17 protein-coding genes are annotated in these 21,265 nt (G+C 48.5%); 8 read left to right on the top strand and 9 right to left on the bottom strand.

Going from position 1 to position 21,265, the window contains the following annotated elements; all coding sequences use genetic code 11:
- Nucleotides 1-10: 10 nt before the first annotated feature.
- Both LPB19_RS10755 and LPB19_RS10750 read right to left on the bottom strand, forming a co-directional pair.
- Nucleotides 11-1,156, bottom strand: a complete 1,146-nt coding sequence (locus tag LPB19_RS10755; protein WP_206642905.1) for an aminotransferase class V-fold PLP-dependent enzyme — start codon at nt 1,154-1,156, stop codon at nt 11-13.
- A 54-nt stretch (nt 1,157-1,210) separates the two neighbouring features.
- Nucleotides 1,211-2,344: a glycosyltransferase family 2 protein gene (locus tag LPB19_RS10750; protein WP_206642904.1), complete on the bottom strand. Its 1,134-nt coding sequence runs from the start codon at nt 2,342-2,344 to the stop codon at nt 1,211-1,213.
- A gap of 315 nt (nt 2,345-2,659) precedes the next feature.
- Here LPB19_RS10750 and LPB19_RS10745 point away from each other — a divergent pair, with 315 nt between their 5' ends.
- From LPB19_RS10745 to LPB19_RS10725, 5 genes are all read left to right on the top strand, one after another.
- Nucleotides 2,660-3,751, top strand: a complete 1,092-nt coding sequence (locus tag LPB19_RS10745; protein ID WP_228289094.1) for a polysaccharide deacetylase family protein — start codon at nt 2,660-2,662, stop codon at nt 3,749-3,751.
- Between the two features lie 95 nt (nt 3,752-3,846).
- The gene (locus LPB19_RS10740; RefSeq protein WP_206642903.1) at nt 3,847-4,902 is read left to right on the top strand and encodes a glycosyltransferase; all 1,056 of its coding nucleotides are present in this window, start codon (nt 3,847-3,849) and stop codon (nt 4,900-4,902) included.
- A gap of 70 nt (nt 4,903-4,972) precedes the next feature.
- Nucleotides 4,973-6,175: a polysaccharide pyruvyl transferase family protein gene (locus tag LPB19_RS10735; RefSeq protein ID WP_206642902.1), complete on the top strand. Its 1,203-nt coding sequence runs from the start codon at nt 4,973-4,975 to the stop codon at nt 6,173-6,175.
- Complete coding sequence (locus LPB19_RS10730) at nt 6,172-7,335, top strand: glycosyltransferase family 4 protein (RefSeq protein ID WP_206642901.1); 1,164 nt, start codon at nt 6,172-6,174, stop codon at nt 7,333-7,335. The genes LPB19_RS10735 and LPB19_RS10730 overlap by 4 nt, the downstream gene beginning before the upstream one ends.
- Before the next feature lie 77 nt (nt 7,336-7,412).
- Nucleotides 7,413-8,822, top strand: coding sequence for a lipopolysaccharide biosynthesis protein (locus LPB19_RS10725; RefSeq protein WP_266097041.1), 1,410 nt, complete (start codon nt 7,413-7,415; stop codon nt 8,820-8,822).
- A 19-nt stretch (nt 8,823-8,841) separates the two neighbouring features.
- Here the strand turns inward: LPB19_RS10725 and LPB19_RS10720 are convergent, their stop codons facing one another.
- Nucleotides 8,842-9,432 (bottom strand): hypothetical protein, encoded by a 591-nt coding sequence (locus LPB19_RS10720; RefSeq protein WP_206642899.1) that lies wholly within the window; start codon nt 9,430-9,432, stop codon nt 8,842-8,844.
- Between the two features lie 794 nt (nt 9,433-10,226).
- Between LPB19_RS10720 and LPB19_RS10715 the strand changes: the two genes are divergently transcribed.
- Nucleotides 10,227-11,147, top strand: a complete 921-nt coding sequence (locus LPB19_RS10715) for a hypothetical protein (protein ID WP_206642898.1) — start codon at nt 10,227-10,229, stop codon at nt 11,145-11,147.
- Nucleotides 11,148-11,252: 105 nt separating this feature from the next.
- Here the strand turns inward: LPB19_RS10715 and LPB19_RS10710 are convergent, their stop codons facing one another.
- From LPB19_RS10710 to LPB19_RS17200, 4 genes are read right to left on the bottom strand one after another with little or no spacing between them, the layout of a single operon-like run.
- Entirely contained in the window at nt 11,253-12,539 is a 1,287-nt protein-coding gene (locus tag LPB19_RS10710; RefSeq protein WP_206642897.1) for a phenylacetate--CoA ligase family protein, read from the bottom strand.
- Nucleotides 12,536-13,798 (bottom strand): glycosyltransferase family 4 protein, encoded by a 1,263-nt coding sequence (locus tag LPB19_RS10705; RefSeq protein WP_206642896.1) that lies wholly within the window; start codon nt 13,796-13,798, stop codon nt 12,536-12,538. The genes LPB19_RS10710 and LPB19_RS10705 overlap by 4 nt, the downstream gene beginning before the upstream one ends.
- Complete coding sequence (locus tag LPB19_RS10700) at nt 13,795-15,087, bottom strand: O-antigen ligase family protein (protein WP_206642895.1); 1,293 nt, start codon at nt 15,085-15,087, stop codon at nt 13,795-13,797. The genes LPB19_RS10705 and LPB19_RS10700 overlap by 4 nt, the downstream gene beginning before the upstream one ends.
- The gene (locus LPB19_RS17200) at nt 15,080-15,616 is read right to left on the bottom strand and encodes an arsenate reductase/protein-tyrosine-phosphatase family protein (RefSeq protein ID WP_206642894.1); all 537 of its coding nucleotides are present in this window, start codon (nt 15,614-15,616) and stop codon (nt 15,080-15,082) included. Before LPB19_RS17200 ends, LPB19_RS10700 begins: the two co-directional genes overlap by 8 nt.
- Nucleotides 15,617-16,748: 1,132 nt before the next feature.
- Between LPB19_RS17200 and LPB19_RS10690 the strand changes: the two genes are divergently transcribed.
- A complete protein-coding gene (locus tag LPB19_RS10690) occupies nt 16,749-17,924 on the top strand; it encodes a carboxylate--amine ligase (protein ID WP_206642893.1) in 1,176 nt (391 codons plus the stop codon).
- A gap of 7 nt (nt 17,925-17,931) precedes the next feature.
- Nucleotides 17,932-19,101 (top strand): carboxylate--amine ligase, encoded by a 1,170-nt coding sequence (locus LPB19_RS10685; RefSeq protein ID WP_206642892.1) that lies wholly within the window; start codon nt 17,932-17,934, stop codon nt 19,099-19,101.
- Here LPB19_RS10685 and LPB19_RS10680 read toward each other — a convergent pair.
- Both LPB19_RS10680 and LPB19_RS10675 read right to left on the bottom strand, forming a co-directional pair.
- Nucleotides 19,091-20,107 (bottom strand): polysaccharide deacetylase family protein, encoded by a 1,017-nt coding sequence (locus LPB19_RS10680; RefSeq protein ID WP_206642891.1) that lies wholly within the window; start codon nt 20,105-20,107, stop codon nt 19,091-19,093. The two genes, LPB19_RS10685 and LPB19_RS10680, sit on opposite strands and share 11 nt — an antisense overlap.
- Nucleotides 20,085-21,236 carry a glycosyltransferase family 4 protein gene (locus LPB19_RS10675; protein WP_206642890.1) on the bottom strand — a complete coding sequence of 384 codons (1,152 nt, stop codon included), beginning with the start codon at nt 21,234-21,236 and terminating at the stop codon, nt 20,085-20,087. The genes LPB19_RS10680 and LPB19_RS10675 overlap by 23 nt, the downstream gene beginning before the upstream one ends.
- Between the last annotated feature and the right edge of the window lie 29 nt (nt 21,237-21,265).

Below are 21,265 nucleotides of genomic sequence, written 5' to 3'. Positions count from 1 at the left end.
GAAACAGATTCTAAGAGGCGCGATCCGCCCCACGCGGCCATTCGACCAGATACAGCTCTTTCATGATCCGCGCAATCTTGTGAATGTCGCTCTGACGAACGTCCTCGTGGCATGGGAGTGTCAGTAACCTTGACGAAAAGTCCTTCGCCACCGGGAAGTTTTTGTGGTCAAAGAGACCTTCCATGCCGTCCAGCTCTGGCAGAATTCCGCCATAGAAATTGCTGACCCCTACTCCGGCGCGATTCAGTACCAACTCTGCCTCCTCTCGGACAGCGCTGCTGGGTGCCAATACGGCGAACCTCAGCTTGGAACGCCTGGGATCCATGCCATCAGATTTGAGAAAACGCCAACCGCTGCCCCGCAGATCGCTTAATGCCTTGCGGTATTCCTCGCTCACACAAGGTCGCCAATAAAACTCACGAATACCTGCCGCCACCAACCCCGCTGGCATGACGGCTCGTCGAATACCGCGACATTCCTGGAAGCGTGTCTCGCCTATATGGAGGAATGGAACCTTTTCAACAAACCAGTAGGGCGTACGGCCCATCATCCAGTTAAAAAGTAACCGCTTAATCTTCCAGACAAATCCTACCGATCTGTGGACAAAGGGAACGCCGTCAAAGACCTTCTTTGCATGCTGCTGGAGGTCGTTTCGATAAATCAGTGCGCCTCCACCCATCAGGTTGATCGGTTTTCCACGACCGAAGCTCAGCACGATCGCATCCGCCAGAGCGGCGTTACTGCCCGAAGGCGGGAAACACTGAGCCGCATCTTCGATGAGGAAAATGTCATGCTGCCGGCATATCTCAGACAACACATCCAGTCGTTCGGGTATACCAAGAAAGCCCACAGCAATGACGGCGACACAGGCGGGACTGATGGCGTGGCGAACCTGCGCATCATCAAGCTGAGCAGTATCCGGCAAAAGATCCACAAGCACTGGTTTTGCACCCTGTGCCAGAACCGCGGCGACAAGATCAGGGCACCCATAGGCTGGCAGAATGACCTCGGGAACGGAACTGACCTGTTTGTTTTCGATAGCCATGGCAATGGCCAGTGAAAGGGCGTGTGTGCCACTCTCGAGGAATTCAGTGCGGTAGTCGTTGGTCGCCCAGGGATACCTGAAGGTTTTTTCCGTCGGTTGTGGGCGTGGCACGTGACTACCTACAGGTCTGAGCTTATTCAACATCCGCTAGTCCCTCCCTGGCTCTCAGCGCCTTGACGGTGTCCAAACCGTCATGCGCTTTCCACTGAGAAACGACACCGTTGCATGTGCTATAGCGATATTTACCTGAACGAAGAAGTACGGGATTTTTACCAGCGCCAGTTGCCGGACACTGGGCATCAGTCGGCCGATACAAACCAAGGCGTAAAAACCAAGCTGACCGAGGAGCACCAAAAAATAGAACGAGCCGGAACTGGCCAAGGCAACGGACGTGACAAATAAAAGTATCTGGAACCAGGGAACCGCCCAACGCATCAGTTTGTGGCTAAAAACCTGGAACGCGAACACTCCGTATTTAAACGGGTTCAGAACCTCTGGATGCCGGCTCAGGGCGGTCAGCCCCCGGATCACCGTTCTGATCTTCCTCTGATACTCCTTGGACGCATCGCTCACATCCTGATAGAAACCCAGAACATCCGGTGCGGTAACCGCAACAAGTCCGTTTCGAGCACAACTCAGGGCGGTGTTGAAATCACTTGGCGAAAAAATATCCCAGTCGTCCTCGCAAACTGCTCGACGGGCCGCAAAAAATGATCCAGACAGCCCTACGATTCCATCCCGTTGAGATTCAAGGCTGCGCAACCACATCTCGTAGCGAACATAAGCGCCCTCTCCCACAACCTGGCCATCACGACTGATAAAACGATCCTCACTGGAGACCGCACCGATCCTTGGATTCTCGAAGTACCGTACGAGATTGCGAATGCCGTCCTCGGGAATGGTTGTCGCCACGTCCGAGAAGATAAGAATGTCGCCGCTCGCCCGCATGATGGCCTGGAGTTGGGCATGCTCCTTACCTTTCCTTTCCTCGGCGCGAGCCAGAAAGACCTGTTCGGACGCGTATTCCCTGACGATATCGTCGGTTGAGTCCGTAGACGCATCCGACGCGACAATGATTTCCATATCCGGGTAATCAAGCTGCAGGCAGTTTTCGATCTTGGCGCGAATTCTGAGTTCCTCATTGTGAGCGGTCACAATGAGCGAAACCTTGGGCAGAGGGGCATTAGGGTCGACTGAGAACCGGTCTTTGCGCTTAGGAATAATCGAAAGAATTAGAGGGTATAAGAAATAGCTGAACACCACGCCAAAGAGTGCCAACCAAAACAGAATCACCGTCATAACCGACCGTCCATGTGAAAGGTTCTACCCGGTTACTGCGGACACTTCCAATAGACGCGCAATGTGCCGAAGGCCTATTAAAGACCGAACACTGCAAATATAGACCAGAAATGAGACGTAACCAGCACTTTGATCCGCTTATCCCCAAAAAATCTATCGGCTCGTAGCCTTACGCGGCATTTTGGGCCAGAAACAGGTGCGGTCACACCATCATTTGGAGCCGTTGGTCATCGGCTATTCCCTCACGGCTTCCGATGAAAAGCGCCTTTCCCGGAACTAGAATCAGGAAAATTTCATCGCCAACCGCACGGATTCATGGATACCAGCGGCAGGAAAGCTACAATCAAACAAAGCCATCAGGACTATCAAGGAGGCATGGTCTTGGCCCATCTACGCGCTGGATTGAAGTATTGTGCCACGGCAGTGCTCGCCTCGATGGCCTGGCTTCGAATCAAACTGTCTTCCCAGCCTGCGCTAATTATCCTGACCTATCACAGGGTTCTGCCGCCAAACGATCCCGAACGAAAGTTCGAGCAACCCGGTATGGTTACCGATCCTCAGGCTTTGCAGCGCCACATCAATTTGATGAAATCGATCGGGGCCGTACCCATTCACCTCGACGAGTGGCTCAGCAAAAGAAACCAGCAGCAGCGGCTCCCTCGCTTGTCCGTGGCCTTTACCTTCGATGACGGTTGGCAGGACAACTTCCAGCACGCGTATCCGGTGCTGAAAAAACATCGGATTCCCGCAACGATTTTCCTGGTGACACGGCTTCTCGACACAACGGAGACCTTCTGGCCGGAGCAGGTACTGAGACTGCTCACCACCGGTCATCAGCAAGCCGATAAGCCCGAGTTCCAGTGGCTGGCACCGTATCTACCCGAGGGCCATCCATCGGGAACGCCCCTGACGCTCGAGGCTGCAGACGAGGTCATTGTCCGTCTAAAACAACTCGATGACCGGACTATCCTTCGAAATCTCAGAACCATGGCAGAATCAGGCCTGTTATCGGCTTTTGCCCCTGAACGTCGCTCTATCCTCTCCGAGGAAGAGGTTAATGAAATGGCGTCTGACGGACTCATCAGGTTTGGCGCTCACACGCGTCACCATTATCGCCTGAACCGACTCGACAGCCAGGCAGCCCTTGAAGAGGAAATCAGTGGCTGCCTGAATGATTTACATACCCTGCCGCAAGGGGTTGTTCCCATATTTTGCTATCCCAACGGCGATATCACCACGGACGGAGAACAATTGGTGCGGAGGATCTACCAGGCTGCCTGTACAACGAAAACGGGATGGAACCGCTCGAACCGCAACCGCTATGACTTGCACCGCTTCAATTTGCACGATGGCAACAGCGGCAATTCCCGGTCTCTGCTGTCAACAATTGGGCGCGGTCTGCTGTGAACAGCCATCACTCGAAGACCGTGGTCACGCAGGTGATATCTGGCGATCTGTGGGCGGGAGCCGAAGTTCAGGTTTACAACCTCTGCAAAGCCTTAATGGAGTCTGCGAAGGTTGAGGTGACGGCCGTCACGTTCAATGACGGCATGCTGAGCCAAAAGCTTCGCGAACTCGGCGTAGATATTGATGTAGCGGACGAAACGGCACTCACCCCACCGCAGATGATAGGCATCATTCGCTCCCACTGTCGCCGACACAACACCACCGTGCTGCATACCCACGGCTTCAAGGAAAATGTGCTGGGTATTATTGCAAAAGTGCTGGCCAGGGTTCCCCGCTCTATCAGAACCGTTCACGGGAATCCTGAAACCCCGGCCTCCCCGAGCCAGCCTCTGAAATGGCTGATTCACCAGGCCGACCTATTTTTGGGCAGGAACATGCAACAGGCCGTCGTGGCGGTGTCTTCCCAGCTCGAAGCAGTGCTCACGCCAAGGTTTCCGGGCCAGGTCCAAAAAATATTCAACTTTGTTGACGTCGACCAAATCCGTCAGCAACCCCCTGAGCAACGCCGAAACCATCGCTCGCGTCCCAGCATTGGCCTGGTTGGACGCCTGGTTCCGGTCAAGCGCGGTGATATCTTTCTTCGAACCATCGCCCTCCTGCACCAGAAAGGGATCAGCTGCTCGGGCATCGTAGTAGGCACCGGCCCCCTTGAATCGGATCTGCGACAACTCGCCTCTGAGCTGAAAATCACCGACCGCCTGGAGTTCCACGGATTTGTTCAGCCCGTGCTCGGCGTTTTAAAGGACCTCGACGTACTCGTCATGCCATCGGATCACGAAGGCCTACCCATGGTCCTGCTCGAAGCCCTGGCACTGAAAATCCCCATCGTAGCCCATCGGGTCGGAGGTATTTCCGAGGTTCTGGCCGATGGCCGCTGTGGATGGCTGGTGGAGGATCATTCACCAGAGGGTTATGCAAAGGTTATCGCGGATGCGCTCCAGCAACCGGAACAGATGATGGAAAAATCCAGCACAGGGCTGAGACACGTACAAAAACTATTCGGAGCAAGGGCTAATATTAAATTGTACGAGGAGCTATACGGAGCATCCTATACCGGTTCGGAAGTTGGCGAACTGGGGCCCCATAGCTGAGCAATACCAGGGACGGCATTGGCTTGCTGCCCGCTGTAAATCTTCACGCACTAATTTAGGTATACGGAACATGCCAAAAATCTTGATGTTATCGGACATTACCGGGTTGGGCCCAGATTATCACGTCGGCGACGAAGCGATGGCGGAGGTCGCCATCGAACGCCTCGGAGTGATGGTGGGAAAAGATAACCTGATCCTTGGATGCACCAGCCCGGAAAGAATCCCCGCGACGTATGGTGTCAGATCCTTCGCCTTCTACCATATTCCAGACGCCAAATTCAGGAAAATGCTCTGGACCCAGCCACTGTCCTATCTTAAGAGCATCTTTACCAACATCTACCAGGTTCTGCGTTGCGACAAAGTCGTGGTGTGCGGGGGCGGAAATATGACAAGCGTATGGCCTGGGGTGTTGGAAGCACGCCTGCGATTACTCAGAGTCGCAAACTTCTTCGGCAGGGACATTGTTCTTGTCAGCCAGACAATTGGCCCCTATGAAGAACACCACCGGCGGCGTGTCGACCAGATTCTGGGGAACGCGAAATGGATTGGCGTCAGGGATTTGAATTTTTCTCACACGCAAATAAGTGCTCCAGTGAACTTTGCGCTGGATGATGCGTGCTTTCTTGAGCATCACCACAGCGACTACAGCCGCGCCATCAGCGAAAAACAGAAGCATTTTGCCTGTATTTCCATGCGTAAATTCGGCGGCATGAACGACGCGGATGTACTTCACGCTGCCAAAGCAATTGAACAGGTTGTCCGAAAGGCAGGGGTGAACACGGTATTCATTCCGCATCATGCCCCACGTGGGACCGAGGGCGACATCAAGCTTGGCAACAACGTGTCTCATCTCTGGCCGGAAGATCAGTTTCACCTGGTTGATCCCATTCCACTGGCCTCCGAGCTCAAGGCGCTGACGGCTGACAGTCAGTTCGTTGTCTCAATGCGATACCACCAGCTCATTTTTGCGTTGTCCATTGGCATTCCGGCCGTTGGCATCTACGTAGATCAGTATACCCAGGCAAAGCTAACCGGCGCGTTTGAAGCGATCGGTCTCGAACCCATGGTCACCTCCGTGAAGGAAATCGACGAAAATCTTCAAGCCCTTGTGGACAAGGCTCTGGAGGCCCGAGATAAGTTCGAGGCTGCGGCGCAGAGAATCCAGAGCAAAGAGCGGCACACCAGCCTCCGGCCCTACTATCTGTTGAAAGACGAGGACGAGACCCGTCGAATCGACCAACCTGAGCGCGTGGGCGAGGCGAAGGGTTTATGACCGCAATCCTGGTGCTCTTCCATTGCGAATCAAATCCGGGCTACGCAGCATCGAGTCATGAACACACATTTCTCGATGTTGCCCTGAAACTGGTCGGTGACTACTCCCGTGTGCATTACGCCTATTCACGCCTGGATGGCGGTATGACCCCCTCGCTGCCGAAGGCGCTGACCAACGTCATCCAGCTGGATACTCAGTGGTCGGCGCCCAGCCAGTTGGCGGATGCCGAACAATACATTCGCCAGCACAAGATAAAATACCTGCTGGGCTTCGATCAGCCTGTCTCCCGCCCGATGTACCAGGCATTACGCCGTGGCGGCGTCGAGACCTTCGTGTCGTACTGGGGCGCTCCGATGAGTTCCGTTAATACAGGGCTGAAGTTGCTCCTGAAAAAGCTTGAAGTGTCGACCAAGAAATTCGGCCCCGATCACTACATTTTCCAGTCCGCTGGCATGAGGGATACCGCCGTCAAGGGACGCGGAATTCCCAAGTGGAAAACGTCCATCGTTAAGACCGGTATCGACACCGACAAATACGCGCCTGATGAGCACCAGCACGACTATGCACACCAGGCCTTTGACATTCCCCGCAACCGTAAAATCATCGTGTTCTCGGGACACATGGAGCGAAGGAAAGGCGTTCACGTCATTCTGCAAGCCGCACAATACCTGACCCAGAAACTGGGACGCCAGGACGTTCATTTCCTCATCCTTGGTAACCGACCGGGAGAAAAGGAGCGTTTCGAGGAATTCCTGACGGATGAGAAGACGAATGACCACATAACGTTTGGCGGGTACCGGACTGACATCCCGAAGCTTTTGAAAAGCTGCACGATTGGAATGATCGCCTCAGTGGAGTGGGACTCGTTCCCAATGTCGTCCCTGGAGATGGCTTCGTCCGGTTTACCGCTGCTCGTATCAGATCTCCCCGGCCTCAACGAAGCCGTAACGCAGCAAACCGGTTTGCGCTTCCCTGTGGGGGATTACGTCCACGCGGCTAACGCGTTAAACGAACTTCTGAACAATCCAGATCAAATCAAGCTGATGGGAACACGCGGACGCCAGCGCGTGAAAAAACACTTTTCCCGGCAATCTCAGTCTCAGGGTATTACAGACATATTCGAAGAGATGAAGGAACAAAAATTGGAGCACGCAAATTGAGCAATGCTCGTCAAATGGTGACCCACTCGACGATCTATGCCATATCCAACATCTCTCGCCAGATAGTTGGATTTGTCATGCTGCCGGTTTATACCAACTATTTAACCCCGGCAGATTATGGAGTTGTCGGCCTTTTAATATTTGCTGTAAGTCTTTTTGAAATGCTGTTGGGTGCACAGATGTTCCAGGCGGTGCCAAAATTTTACCACCAGGAGACGAGCCTTTCCTCAAAAAACGCCGTGGTAACTAGTGCCCTCGTTGTCACGGGTTTATTCAGCATACTAGCGGCCGCCGCAATGGCCCTCAATTCACGGACCGTTTCATCACAGCTTTTTGGCACAATCGACTATAGGGTATATGTGGAAATCTTTTCAATACTCATACTTACCCATTCATTGGAGCAGTACGGGCTAGCGTACATTAGAATAATCCGAAAGCCCTGGACGTTTTTTTGCTTTAGTATGGCCAAGCTATTTCTTCAATTAACACTCAGCATTACAACAATCGTAATCCTTGAAATGGGCCTGATGGGATTGGCAATTAGCAGCCTTGCGTCATCACTCATTATCGCACTCATCTTAGCACTTTATACTGTGCACAAAACTGGTCTGAATATCAGTTCAGAAATAACCAAGAGAATGTTACGATTTTCTTGGCCTCTCTGGCTGACAGGGCTTATCGGGCTCTATATAGGCTCTTCAAATAGGTACTTTATAAGAGTTTTCTCATCGATTGACGACGTTGGGCTTTTTGAGCTTGCATCAAAATTTGGCTCAATCGTTGGGCTATTAATCTGGATGCCTTTTTCCCAATATTGGCAAACTGAAAGATTTTCCGTTGCTCAAAAAGAAAATCCTTATCCAGAATATTCGTTAGCATTCCGGACAATAGCCTCCCTTCTTTTAATCGGGGGGACGTTTGTGAATATTTTCTCGGACATCACAATCTCCATAATGTCAGCGCCGGAGTTCCACCCATCTGCCAGTGCTGTTCCGTATCTAACAATCTGCGGAATACTGCAGTGCATGATTTTCTTTAACAACTTCAGCTTCATGCACAAGAGTGAAACCCTCAAAATGACAAAACATAATGCCATTGCCGCCGCCATAATCACTTTATTTTATCTTATTTTGATACCTTATTTTGGCTTCGTTGGTGCCGCCGTGGCACTGATGGTTAGCACATTCATCCAATACAACTACGTTCTATCAGCAGCAAATAAAATTTACCCACTTAAGATCCCGCAAAGACCCTTCATTCTTTCTTGCGTATTACTCTTAGCAGCCTCCTTGATAAATTATCAGTTTTTGGGCACCACAATCTCATTATCGACGTTCTCAGAAAAACTGGCGCTTTCATTTATCACATCAACTATAATAGTATTCTTAATGTTCAATAAAAATGAAATAAGCACAGCAATTCGTGAATTAATGAAACTAGCAATAAAATTTAGAAAACCTCACAAAAATATAGGAAGATCGAATTAGCACTTAGTTTTGACACAAGTTAATTATACGCCCTGTCAATGCTGAGCTTTTCTTTGCACCTTTGGTAGGAGTACTCTGCTTCTTGCAATACTTGGGGAGGAATACTGAGTTCGGGGTATCCATTGGTCTCAACAATTTTTCTAGTTCGAATCTTTTCTGATCGATCACCATAGCCTGCCTTTCCGGTATTATTAAATAGATCATAACAATTAACCAGAGGCAACCTTAGTTCTAGCCAATCACTTAATTCCCTCAAAACACTATCCGTGTTATTAACCAAATCGTCGGATTCTAAGAAAAAATATTTTCCTTTCACGACTTGAGCGTACTTAACAAGATTCGTCAATCTTGAGCAATAATATACTAAGGCCTTTTGGGGATCCAAGTAGCCTTCCATACCTGGCATACGTGCCATATTTAGGATGCTCTTAAGCGTGCTTTCCGGTCTTCTTAAAAGAAAGATAACTTTAGGACAGGCAGTTTCTAATATCTCTTTTGATACTTTATGATCATCATGCAATATTTTATCTAACAAATATTTACCTCTCAGATCAACCCTCAAATCATGATACAGACCGATTCTCATTTTTAGCAGATCCATCTGGTTCATATAGGATCTATGCAACTCGCTGTACCCACACACATCAGTGTTGCTGCCCAAGATATGAGACAGGACCGACGACCTGCTCCTCATGTGACTGAAAATAAACAAATAATGCACTTGCCCACTAATTACACTAGGTTTTAATGCAACTTCGGTTAGCTTTTTAACTCTGATCAAAATAGACATCTGAGCCTCTCTTAAATAATGACGCCATCATCATCAGCGGCAGATTTTGCCGGCCGGTCGAGATTCCCAGGGCCGCAACTGACATTCCCAAAGCGAGTGGACACTTCGAGCCCAGAGTTACAGCATAGAGTGGCGTGCCCAGAGCAGCCACCGCCACACCAAGAATTCATCGTTTTGGAGGCAAGACAGGCACCACGCCGCAGGCCTCTGGATTGCGGGAAAGAAAAAACTTTAGCTCTACAGTGATCCTAGACTTCAGACTATGTCTCGTGGAACGCGAGTGGGAGCGAGTCAAATCATCAGGCGCTTCAAGATCCAGCTCGACAAACGCTGGGGCGGCCGACGCACGCAAAAGCTATTTCCCGGACTCACATTCGAATGTATGCCAGATGTGGATTATCGGAACCTGCATGAAACCGAGCGGATGTGCACCACTTCAGAGATAGCGAAACTGACCAAAATTTCATGCACGCAGGGGGGCAATTTGGCCCTTTCCGACCGATAAAATCGCTAAAGTACGGTTCGCAATTAGTTGGCTATTCCGACACACCTGAGCAGGAGCGCTCGCGAGGAAACCGACTATACTACTCGATGCACGCTTTAGGAGATACGTTATGGCCTCCCCTCTTAAGATGAGGCGTTCAAGCGCCTCTGTGTTGTTCGCTGCTTTGATCACAAGCACAGTTTCAGCAGCCCCTTTACTCGTTGACTCTTTTGAATCAGGCGATCTGTCAGCTACGAACGCTGATGGATTTCAGTGGTCATCGACAAACCGAACAGGTGTCGTCACAGAAAACGCTCTCATTTACAACAAAGGCCCCACTAATGAGGTTCCGGCATACGATTTTGACTGGGCCCCCAAACATGGCGCGCATAGCTTGAGATTTGAGTATCCTCCGGGCAAGGCATGGTCTGAACAACGTTTCAAGCTTGGAGATGCCTATCGCGACATTTGGTTCCAATATTGGGTGAGGGTTCCGGTAAATTATTATCATGGCCAAAAAAGCCCTACTAACAACAAATTCTTCTCTCTGTGGATGGACGGATACTCTTCGAAAGGAAACGGGCCCAGTATTGCTTGGGAATTTTGGGGGGATCCAGATGGGTCGAGCCGAATAGCATTTCACTACAGCTCCGGCGGCTACACCATTATGGGATCTCACCGTCAAATCAAGCCATTTATATCCGTCCCCAGAGATCGCGGACGATGGATGGAAGTTACCATTCATGTGAAGGCGGCCTCCTCCAGTTCTTCAAACGATGGCGTTATCGAGTTCTGGCGGCGGTGGGAGGACGAATCCCCGGATGCTCGGGAATTACTACATAGAACAACGAGTGCCGACATTGCGGCGCCACCAGGGGGACCGAACGGGTGGGCCGCTGGTTACCTCATGGGTTGGGCCAATGCTGAATACGCAGAGCAAACAGACTGGCTTATAGATTATTTCACCATCTCTACCGAGAGCCTCATCAACTCCCAAGGTATTGGTCCAACAGAGGCACCACCAGAGCCACCTACTTTGCGATTGCAATGAGATAAAAATCCCAACTCATTACCCGAACGACGGGCACCAAAAAATAGAGCAAGACCTGGGGGCCTGCGGTACCGAAAAGCCCCCAGGCCTCAAATAAACTTCTGCTCAAATCTGGCTCTCGAAGTACTGACGTTTCTGTTGTTTAATTTCAAACTGTTTAACAAAGTTCAGTTCAAAGGAAATATCATCGGCAAAATATCTGCGCAATTGCTGGCAGACCAAATCGCAAATATTTTTCTCATACGATCCTTCTATAAAAATTTCGACCTTCCCTTTTTCTTTTTGAACTGCCTTATAGTTCAAAAGCACACTCTCTTCCAACGCTAAATTCTTAAACACGTAATAAAATGTAAGCGCTGGATACTCCCTTTCTAGACCAAGAACTTTGCTCCCTCTTCTTCCCACAATATTCTTAATCAATGGGTGGCTTCGACCACAGGAACATGTAGCAGAATCTAATTCGACGACATCACCCAAATTGTACCGGATAATCGGAAAGGAACGAGAGGCAAGGTTAGTTACTAGAATTTCACTACTATCATTAGTTTCTACTATCAGATTTTCAATATTTATGTGAAGCCCGCCGACGGGACACTCAAACGCTATGATACCTGATTCCGCGGCCCCGTACTCACTTACAATCTTTGAGCCAAAAGCCTTGAAAGACTCTTTTTGATAAGAATCCAAAATCATTTCTGACGTTCCTTTAACCATTTTCAAAGGAACAGGCCCTAAACCAAGTTCATTAATTCTCTTAGCGACCTCAAACACCATTGAAGAGTAGCCAGATATGAATTCAGCTTGCTTCAGTTTCTTGCAGAAATCAACAATGTCATTTTCGGAGTAGTTGAAAAGCCTGAATCTATTCTGCATATAATCCAAGGCTCTAATCTTGGTCGCCTGCCGAGGTTTTATATTAAAACCCCATAAATAGCCATTTCTTTGCCATACCTTTACACCGTACCAATCGTAAGAGCGCATCATCGTGGCTCTGTTTAGGGAGTCCCAACGCTCATTCCTAAAAAACTCCAAGCCTTCACCAGAAGTTCCTGACGTCTCCGCTAGTCGCATCTTTTCTTCGTTAAAAAATATCTGAATCGCGTCTTTATTTGACACCAAGATGCTTTTATTGAGCTCAGGTAGCTTTCTCAATTCAGTAGAGCAAAAATCGCCAGAAAAATTAAAACCTGAGCTCTTGAGAATATTATTGTAAAATTTTGAATTCTCAGAAACGAATCGAAAAAACTTTTCAGCTTTCTTAGCCTGAAGTGCTCGCAATTTTTCAAGCGACCACCACTCAGTTTCTTTCAAAAAATCGTACTGCTCATTCAAGCTCGGGTTTCTTAGGCGGATCCCGGCGTGATAAATACTCTTGGCGATATTTTCATTCATTGAGACCCACCTGAAAGCCCTGCACAAGACGAATATTCTTGAATATACCTACAATAGTCTTTTCCAATTTTTTCATAATCGTATCTATCGGCTATCAATCTAGGTCCATTTTCCGTAATCGCTTCCATTAAACTTTGTCTCGCCCTCAGTTCCAGGATCTTGTCAACATAGCCTTCTGCCGTTTCAGCAAAAATCACGTTTACACTATCGGTAACATTTATTCCTTTGCACGCAAACGGGTCGGCGATAATACAACAGCCAGTAGCCAGCGCATCGAGGATTTTTAGTTTCGTGCCCCCACCAACTTTTATTGGGCAAAGATAGAATTCAGATTCCCAAAGGTATTTCCTAACATCGTCTACAAAACCGTGCACATGAATATTATTTTCTTTCTTAGAAAGCTCAACCATCTCTTTAGTTGGGTCCCTTCCAATTATGTCCACCCTGAACTCCGGAATCCTCTCTTTTAAAATTGGCCAAATATCGCTTATGAAAAACTCTACGGCTTTTCGGTTCGGGTACCATGAAAGACCACCAACAATAACTGCAGTATTCGGTTTTTTGGTCACATCTTGGGATGAATAAAAATACGAAATATCTACGCCATTCGGTATTGTTACAAATGAGCCTTTGGGAAATATATTTTTCATATCCTCCGCATCATCGTCAGAACAGCAAATATTCAGGCACGCCAACTCGCAATAGGCTCGCTCAGACGCAGATAGTCGCCTTCCCTCCTCTCGGAAATATATTTTTTTCAGGGGGTTAGACTCGGATTTCGAGCGTTCGAGTAGCATTCTCGATTCGAAGTTATGGTGATTTAGGAACACCGGCAGGTGAGAAACAATATCCCAGTAAACACATAGGCTTATGGTGTCAATATGCACCGCGTCGAACGCCCTGTTTTCAACTAACTCTGAGAGCGCTTCTGCTGCTTCCCTGGATCTTAGCCATGCCATATTGTAGGAATTGCCAGAAAATAGGGCCTTCAGAGCGGTCCGGTACCGGCCAAATTTCAACTGCTCCTCTGGAATCGTCATCACCGTTACGGACTCAACAAAGGTCTTGAGCTCCAATACGGCTGCGCCAACGGGGTCGCTTTCAACAGGCAGACTCTTTCTAAGAAAATCTGACTGATTAAAAGCAAAGAGCGTTACCTCATGCTGCTTACATACTTCTTTAAGTAAATTATAAGACCGCTGAAGAACACCACCCTTGGGCGGGTATGGAATAAGGTGTGAAAGCCAAAGAATTCTCATGCCGGCCTCTTCTTTGATGTCTTCTTCGTTTGTACACATTGTGTTAGCGCGACAAAAAGGGCGAGATGAATCCATAGGAAGGGATAGTACACGACCGAAACAAACTGGCCCGCGAATATAAATCCAAGAAGCGATATATTTAAATAAGAAAAAATATAGTAAAAAAATCCGTGCTCACCCTCTTCTTTTAGCTTCTTTCTTATGGAATTCGTCTTCCAAAAGCAATAAGCAAGCATGAGAACATAGACAATAAGGCCGGAATAACCAAGTTCAGAACCGACCTGTATAAAAATGTTGTGGGGTAATTCCGCATACTCATAGAGCATATCCTCCCTGTAAACTCGCTCATAGTATGGAATAAAATTAAAATACCCCACACCTAAGAACGGGTGGTCGTTTAACATGTCTATGCCATGCTCCCAATACAGCAACCTCTGTATAGAGGTTCTGTCGCTACCGATATTCTCAAAACGTTCTTTTTGCTCATCAGGTAAGATCGCCCATAAAACAGATACAGCCAGAGCACAAGAGATGAGAATGCGAGGCCTGAATACTGCTTTGGCATTCGAAACTATAAGCTGCAAAAAGAGGGCGATTTGTCCACCTCTAGAGCTCGCGCCGATAACGACCATAACGGCCGTTATCGGCATCATGAGAAGCACTGAATACCATTTTTTACTTACTTTCTGTTTTAAAAAATGTGCAAAAGCCCAGGCCAAGGGCCAAAAAACCAGCATCTGAATAGCAAGCTCTCCGGAATTCTGAAAAAATCCCCTTGGTCCCATCAACCCCCAGTCCGTGAAGGAAAATCCTCGAGCAGCCCACTTTAAAGTGAGTGAAAGGGAAAGCTTGAATGAGGCTAGAAAAAATATACATAGAAAAATAAAAAATCGCTTTTCGGTATTTACGATATTTATAATTAAAAAATAAATGATAAACCACGTATACGAAAATTCGAGCTGCTCATAAGAAAAAGACGGCCAGTAAGCAAAATAACTTGACAAAAGCACAATTAAAAAAAAGGCTATTATAAGTATATTGATCGGCGAAGAAACCCAGCGGACCGTTTTATCGGTGAAGCATCCTATAAGTGCCCCCAAGACAGTCAACTGCGTCCAAGGCAGAAAATCAAGCCATGTGTAGATAGATTGTGGTCGAAAATATTCAAAGAAGAAATAACCGCAAATCATCCAGAAGGCAAAAGATTCGCCTCTAAAATAACGCCATATGCGAAGTAGCTGGAGGTGATAAAAATCTTCAATAGTAACGGACTTACTTTTTTTACTCACACAGTTTCCCCACCGCTTCCATGACTTTCTGTTCACATCGAACAAAGAATTCGTCACTACAATTGAAGGGGTCGTGTATATAGGGATTTGGTGGCGAGCAATAGGAACCGGCTAGAACCAGGGCATGCTGCGGACCAATTTTTCTGTTAAAAGAATCTATGTGTGCCGGTTCCATCAAAACGATCAGATCATTTTCATAGAACTCAAAATTTTTGGCATTCACTGTTTCATGTTCATCGAGATTTAGGCCCCTGGAAGCCGCAAATTTCCGGGCCCTCGGGTCCGCGGGATGCCCCTCAGTGCAGTCCAATCCACAGGATCTTGCCTCTCTCCCGAGACTCTTTGCATATACTTCGGCTAAAGGACTGCGACATATGTTTCCGCTGCATATGAAGACCAGACGCTGGTTCTCTGCAGGTTTTTCAGCGGAATACCGACGGTATGCTCCGAGAGTTGCCAATACCCAGTGGCCAACAAAACGCAAAAGGCCATTCTTCGATCCGAAGTACTCGTAGACAAACCGGCTCACAAAACAATCTCCATATCTTCAACCTCCCGGTCCCTGAGATCAGGCTCGCTATCAAATACCAAGATGCGATCTATATCAAAAGCACTTTGACGGCCTTTGGCGTCCCGCCATGCTTTCTACTTGTCCTGACAACCTTAATTCGCTAAACCATCATAAATTTGATCAAAGTATAGTAAAGGAAATACACCAAGTTAGGCCTATAACACCTTGCTTGAAACTAATGTGATGGATTCCAATGCAATTCCACCTACACGTACTTCCCGGTAGCGCTCCACGAGTGTTTTATATACTTCCAAAAAAGCGTTACAAACCCCGCCATGCCTGCTATCAGAGAGTCAATATTTTGTAGCTTCAATAAAGAACCCGCCGGAAGAGTCTTCGTTGGCAAGGCAAAGGCACTGGTTGAATGGCAATGAACTTTATTGTGCGGGCCCGGGGTTCGCGAACACATCGGCGCAGCAATGGCCGCCATGCTTATCCTGTCGAAGCCCGACTCGGTGCTTATGGAGCGCTTCTTGAACAGCAATTGCGGAATGCGAGGATTTAACGAAGGAAATTTGGTGAGATCTGACTCAAAGACCAGTTCAATCCGACGCAGTTCCAAAAGCGATAGAAGCTTCGTTCTGGAGAGGCAAAATTTCGGGGGGACATTAGCAAGCCCACTGCCATCGTTCATCAATTCATTGAGGAGTCGGAGCACTTGTTTTTCGGCAATACAAAGCTTTCTCTTGATCCGAGTACCGAAGCGAAGGCGATTAAATCGACTCCCCGCACTATTAAGTAGTCTTATCACTAACTCCTGTGACCCATGCACCCGAGACTCCCTCCTCTTCGTTGACCGACTGATCATCCCAATCAATCAACGATCAATATAGCCTTATTCCCGGCTTTGTGCATGGAAACTCGACTGCCCGCCAACTAAAAGCGCAACCGACTGGTCGTGCCTGCATCATCCAGGGCAACCTACCAGCAAACTGAACGATTTTTCGCTATCGCAGGGGGGGGAAGATGCGTCTGCACCAACACTTTCGGGTGCAAGGCTTTCAGTTGACTTCGGTTGGTATTTCCTACGTTTTTGAAAGATAATGAAAGGGCTGCTTTAGCGATGGAACAACACAGGACGTTGCGATCCATGGAACCCAGAATTCTGGTGCTTGACGGAAACCAGAGAGCCTCTCTCGCAGCGGTCCGGTCCCTCGGAGAAAAGAAATTGTGGGTGGCGGCTGGTGATAGCTCTGACCGTTGCATGGCTGGACTATCCCGGTTTTGCCAAACGTCGATCACCTACCCCGATCCTTTTGAGTCTCCTCGCGCCTTTTTTGATGACATTCTTAGGCAAATCCGAGAACTAAACATTTCTTTCCTTCTACCCATATCGGAGGCGACTACTTACGTTATTCTTCAATATCGCGATGAACTGCCGACTAACCTGACACTCCCGTTCCCTCAAACGGAAGCTGTAGAGCAACTGGCAAACAAGAATAAACTGTTCAAATTTGCCAGCGAACAGGGAATCCCAACTCCAGACACTATCTTTTGTGAAAGCGTCGAGGATGGCCTCCAAGCAATAATGAGCATCCACGTCTACCCTATTGTTTTAAAGCCTGCAAAGTCACGAATTCTGCTGTCAGACCAAATTGTTTCGACCCGCGTCATAACCGCGTATTCTCGAGAGCAGGCGGCGTCGCTTTTGAAAGAAAACAAGTTCTTTGCTTTCCCTTATTCCATCCAATCCTTCGTAGAAGGTGAAGGTCAGGGAGTATTCGCGCTGTTCAACCAGGGCTCGCCGGTCTGCTATTTTTCCCACCGTAGATTGCGAGAAAAACCACCCTCTGGCGGTGTCAGTGTACTGAGCGAATCAGCTCCTCTTAACGAGAGTTTGAGGGCATCCGCGGAAAAGCTTCTCAGCAAGGCTAACTGGCATGGAGTGGCAATGGTTGAGTATCGAGTCTCGGAGGACGGAGTTGGTTATTTGATGGAGGTGAACCCAAGGTTTTGGGGCTCCCTGCAATTGGCCATAGACTCGGGTATCGATTTCCCATGGTGGCTTTACTTGGTCAGTACCGGGAACGCGGTACCCCAGGTTGAATATCGATACCGGCGCCTACGTTGGATACTTGGAGATCTGGACAGATTGTTGATCATCCTTAAATCACCAAGGAGCAAATATCCTAACAGAAACAAACTTATAGAAATCATGCGGTTTTTAAAACCAAACCTCACGACACGCCACGAGGTTAATCGCATTCGTGATCTAAAACCATTTCTATTCGAAGTAAAGCAATACCTTAGAGCGCTGAGAGGCTAAGCACTTCATGGAACAGGCCTATGTCATTATTCTCGCAAATGGCTTGAACGGTCTAGGCGCAGTGCGCTCAGCCGTACACGCGGGAATTAAGGCATATACGCTTGTCGCAAATGCGAAGGATTTATCCGCCTACAGCAGATACAGCAGGCCTTTTGAGCTTATCCCTAGAAATCCCACCGTTTCTGAAATCAAGCCAATATTGGACAGGATACGCGATGTTGAAGGAACGCCAGGAGTCGTTTTGGCTTGCTCGGATCCCTCAGCAGAGTTAATCGGTCAGCTGAAGGATATGGGCTACACAGCTCACCACCTTATCGGCCCAACCTCGGAAGCGACAAACATTCTCAATGACAAGAGGCGGGAATGCCTTGTCATGGAATCCGGTGGCGTTACGTTACCAAAGACTTACTATCTATTGGATGAAGAGCGCCCGGAATCATACCCTGTACTCATCAAGCCAAGATCGTTTCGCGAATATGAGGCCTTAGGCTCGAAGAACTTGGTCTTGAATGATTCGAGAGAGGCTGATGAGTTTAGAGAAAAGTTCAGGGACCAGCTGGACAAGTTCATCGCACAAGAAATCATTCCCGGCGCTGACGATAACCTCTGGGTCTGCAACGTAACTTTTGATTTGAACCAGGAATTAAGCGCTTGTTTTGTATTCAATCGGCTCGGCACTATGCCTTCTCATTACGGCGTGACATCACTGGCTATCAGCCGAGACAACCAAATTCTTCGAGAAGAGTGCGAACGCATCGGGAAGGCTCTTGGCTACACAGGCCCGGCGATGATTGAGTTCAAAAGAGACCCCAGATCGGGCAAATATTACTACATTGAGACAAATCCCCGCCTCGGTATGTGTAATTGGTTCGATACACGCTGTGGCATCAATAACGTTCTGGCATCGGCCCGAGTTGCCAATGGCGACCCGGTTGATTTCCAGCCACAAAAAAATGATCGAATCTACTGGAATTTCTTCGGAGACCTCATCGCCCGGTTAGAAAATCGTGAGAAGATTCTTACCATAGCAAGGCTTTATCTCGGGTTACTCAGACGTCACCGGGTTGGCGCTATTTTCTACTGGAGAGACCCCCTTCCGGCACTCAAGTATTCTTGGGACACGGTTCAAAATGTCATGATCCGGGTAGTCAGAGTAATCCGTAAGGCTATGGCCTGACAGCCCGAATCCGTTCCTTAAATGCCTCGAACCGGTTTACGATCTGTTTGAACTGATCGTGGCTCTCAGGTAACGAAAATCTCGGTATTTCATAAGGATTCACACCTTCCTTGACGTACCCGGGAGTGGTAGTGAAGGACATATCCGCTTCTGTGCGTTTAAGACAGTCGATAGCGGTTGAGTCGTAATCTGATTTTCGTCCCGTTGGATAGGCAAATACTCTCACCGGACCACCGATTTCGTCACTCACTCGACTAAAGGACTCCCTGATTTCAAATAGCTGTTCCTCAGGCTCCAGTGATGCCAAGATTCTGTGTGAGTATGTGTGGGGATAAACGCCATGCCCTTGTCGAACCAGGGCTCTTGCGTCTTCCCAAGACATAGGGGCGTAGTCCGCAGGAATATCCTCAGGAAACGGAACGCCCAGCTCGCTGAACAGCTCTGACTTTAACCAGGGGTAAACATCGGATTGGCACTCCTGTTTCAAACAATTTCGTAGCGCCCGGACCTGCTGACCTCGGGTCTTCACTCTCAGGTCAATACAGTACAAATCCCCTGATGGAAGTCGTAACTTTGCTTTTCTTCGCTTTGCATGCGCCAAACCAAAAGCAAGCTGGTCGTCCCAAGGCCAGAGTTTCCTATCAAGGAAGCCAGTAATAACAAAAAAATTGAGAACAAACCCAAATTCGTCGAACACCTTGGCGGCTAGGTCCGAGTGATCTGAAAACCCATCATCTATTGTAAAAGCCACAGACTTAGGCGGAACTGCCTGTCCTTCAGAGATAAATCGCCACAGTTCTCCCATTGAAAGAACGTGAAACCCGTTATCCCGCAAGTAGCTCAAATGACGCCGTAATGTATTTACCGACAACCTACCCACTGCATTTGAATCTTCCGTCGTCATCCGATGAATCATGAACACCGGTACTGACTGTGGGCAAAAAAAACGAAAAACGCCGGTTTCGGCAAGTATATTGGCAGCTTTAAGTGCGACACTTTTCATCATAGGCTCGGTACCCAAGGAGTTCCCTGTAAAGGCTCTCATATTCACGCAACATATTAGGGAGCCCGAATTTTTCCTTTGCCACTTCGGCTGCCTGTCGGGTTATCTTCTCCTTGGTATCCTGGTTTCTTAACTCCAGTAATGCAGAGTTAATCGCCTTCGGGTTCCTGATGGGGACAAGTATCCCGGTTTGATGATCGGCAATGATTTCCTCCGGCCCACCACTTCGAGTTGCAACCACCGGTGTACCTGCCATCATGGCTTCAACTGTTGATATCGAAAACCCCTCCGATACAGAAGGAAGCAGGAATACATCGGCCTGCAGGAGAATCTCTCGTATGTCTTCTCGGAAACCAAGCCAATGGATATTTGGTTGCTTTCCGGTAGACGATTCCGCTCTCTTCCGAAGTTTTTCGAATAACTCCTGTCGTTGGTGACCGACTACCACAAAATGCATTTTGGGTTCGCGAGAAGCCATATCCAAGGCAGCATCAATCAGATATTCATACCCTTTGGCAGGGCGAATATTCCCCACCGATACAATGAGGATGGAATCTTGGCCCAGTCCCAATTCCGTTCTAAGGTTTTTCTGGGGGGGGCCGAGGAATAAATCAGGATCTACACCGTTGTAGATGAGCCTTAACTTGCTCCTAGGAAGCTTGCATCGGCCTGTAAGCTCTTGCTGAAGTCGCTTCGATACACAGACGATTCGCGAAGCTCCCAAGCCAATGCAGAAAAATTTAGCACGGAGAAATCGCTCCTTCGCGGCAACATCGACCGCCCCATGGAACGTTGCAATCATGGGTTTTCTGCAAATTAACGCAAGCAGCGCGCCGTAGACATTGGAGCCAAGCAGATGCGAATGGATCAGGCTCACGTTTTCCTGCGACACAACCCTTCTGAGGGTATGAATGTAATTGAGGTTGAAGCTGCCCTTTGAGTCGATAATATGTGGCTGAATACCAATGTCACGGACTTTGTCAGCAACCCAACCCTCACCTCTCAATACAACGAGGTTGCGCTGATTGGCATTCTGAAATTGTCGAAGAAGGTTGATAAAGACGGTCTCCGCTCCTCCCGGCCCTGTGGTATCGATGAGATGCAAAACAGTCCTCTGGGAATACTCCTTCATTCCAACAACCCTCAATGGCCCCGCTAGGA

It is taken from the genome of Marinobacter salinisoli (assembly GCF_017301335.1).
GTDB classification, from domain to species: Bacteria; Pseudomonadota; Gammaproteobacteria; order Pseudomonadales; family Oleiphilaceae; genus Marinobacter; species Marinobacter salinisoli.
The sequence above is the reverse complement of the archived record's forward strand: the minus strand, read 5'-3'. Positions and strand labels throughout refer to the sequence as shown.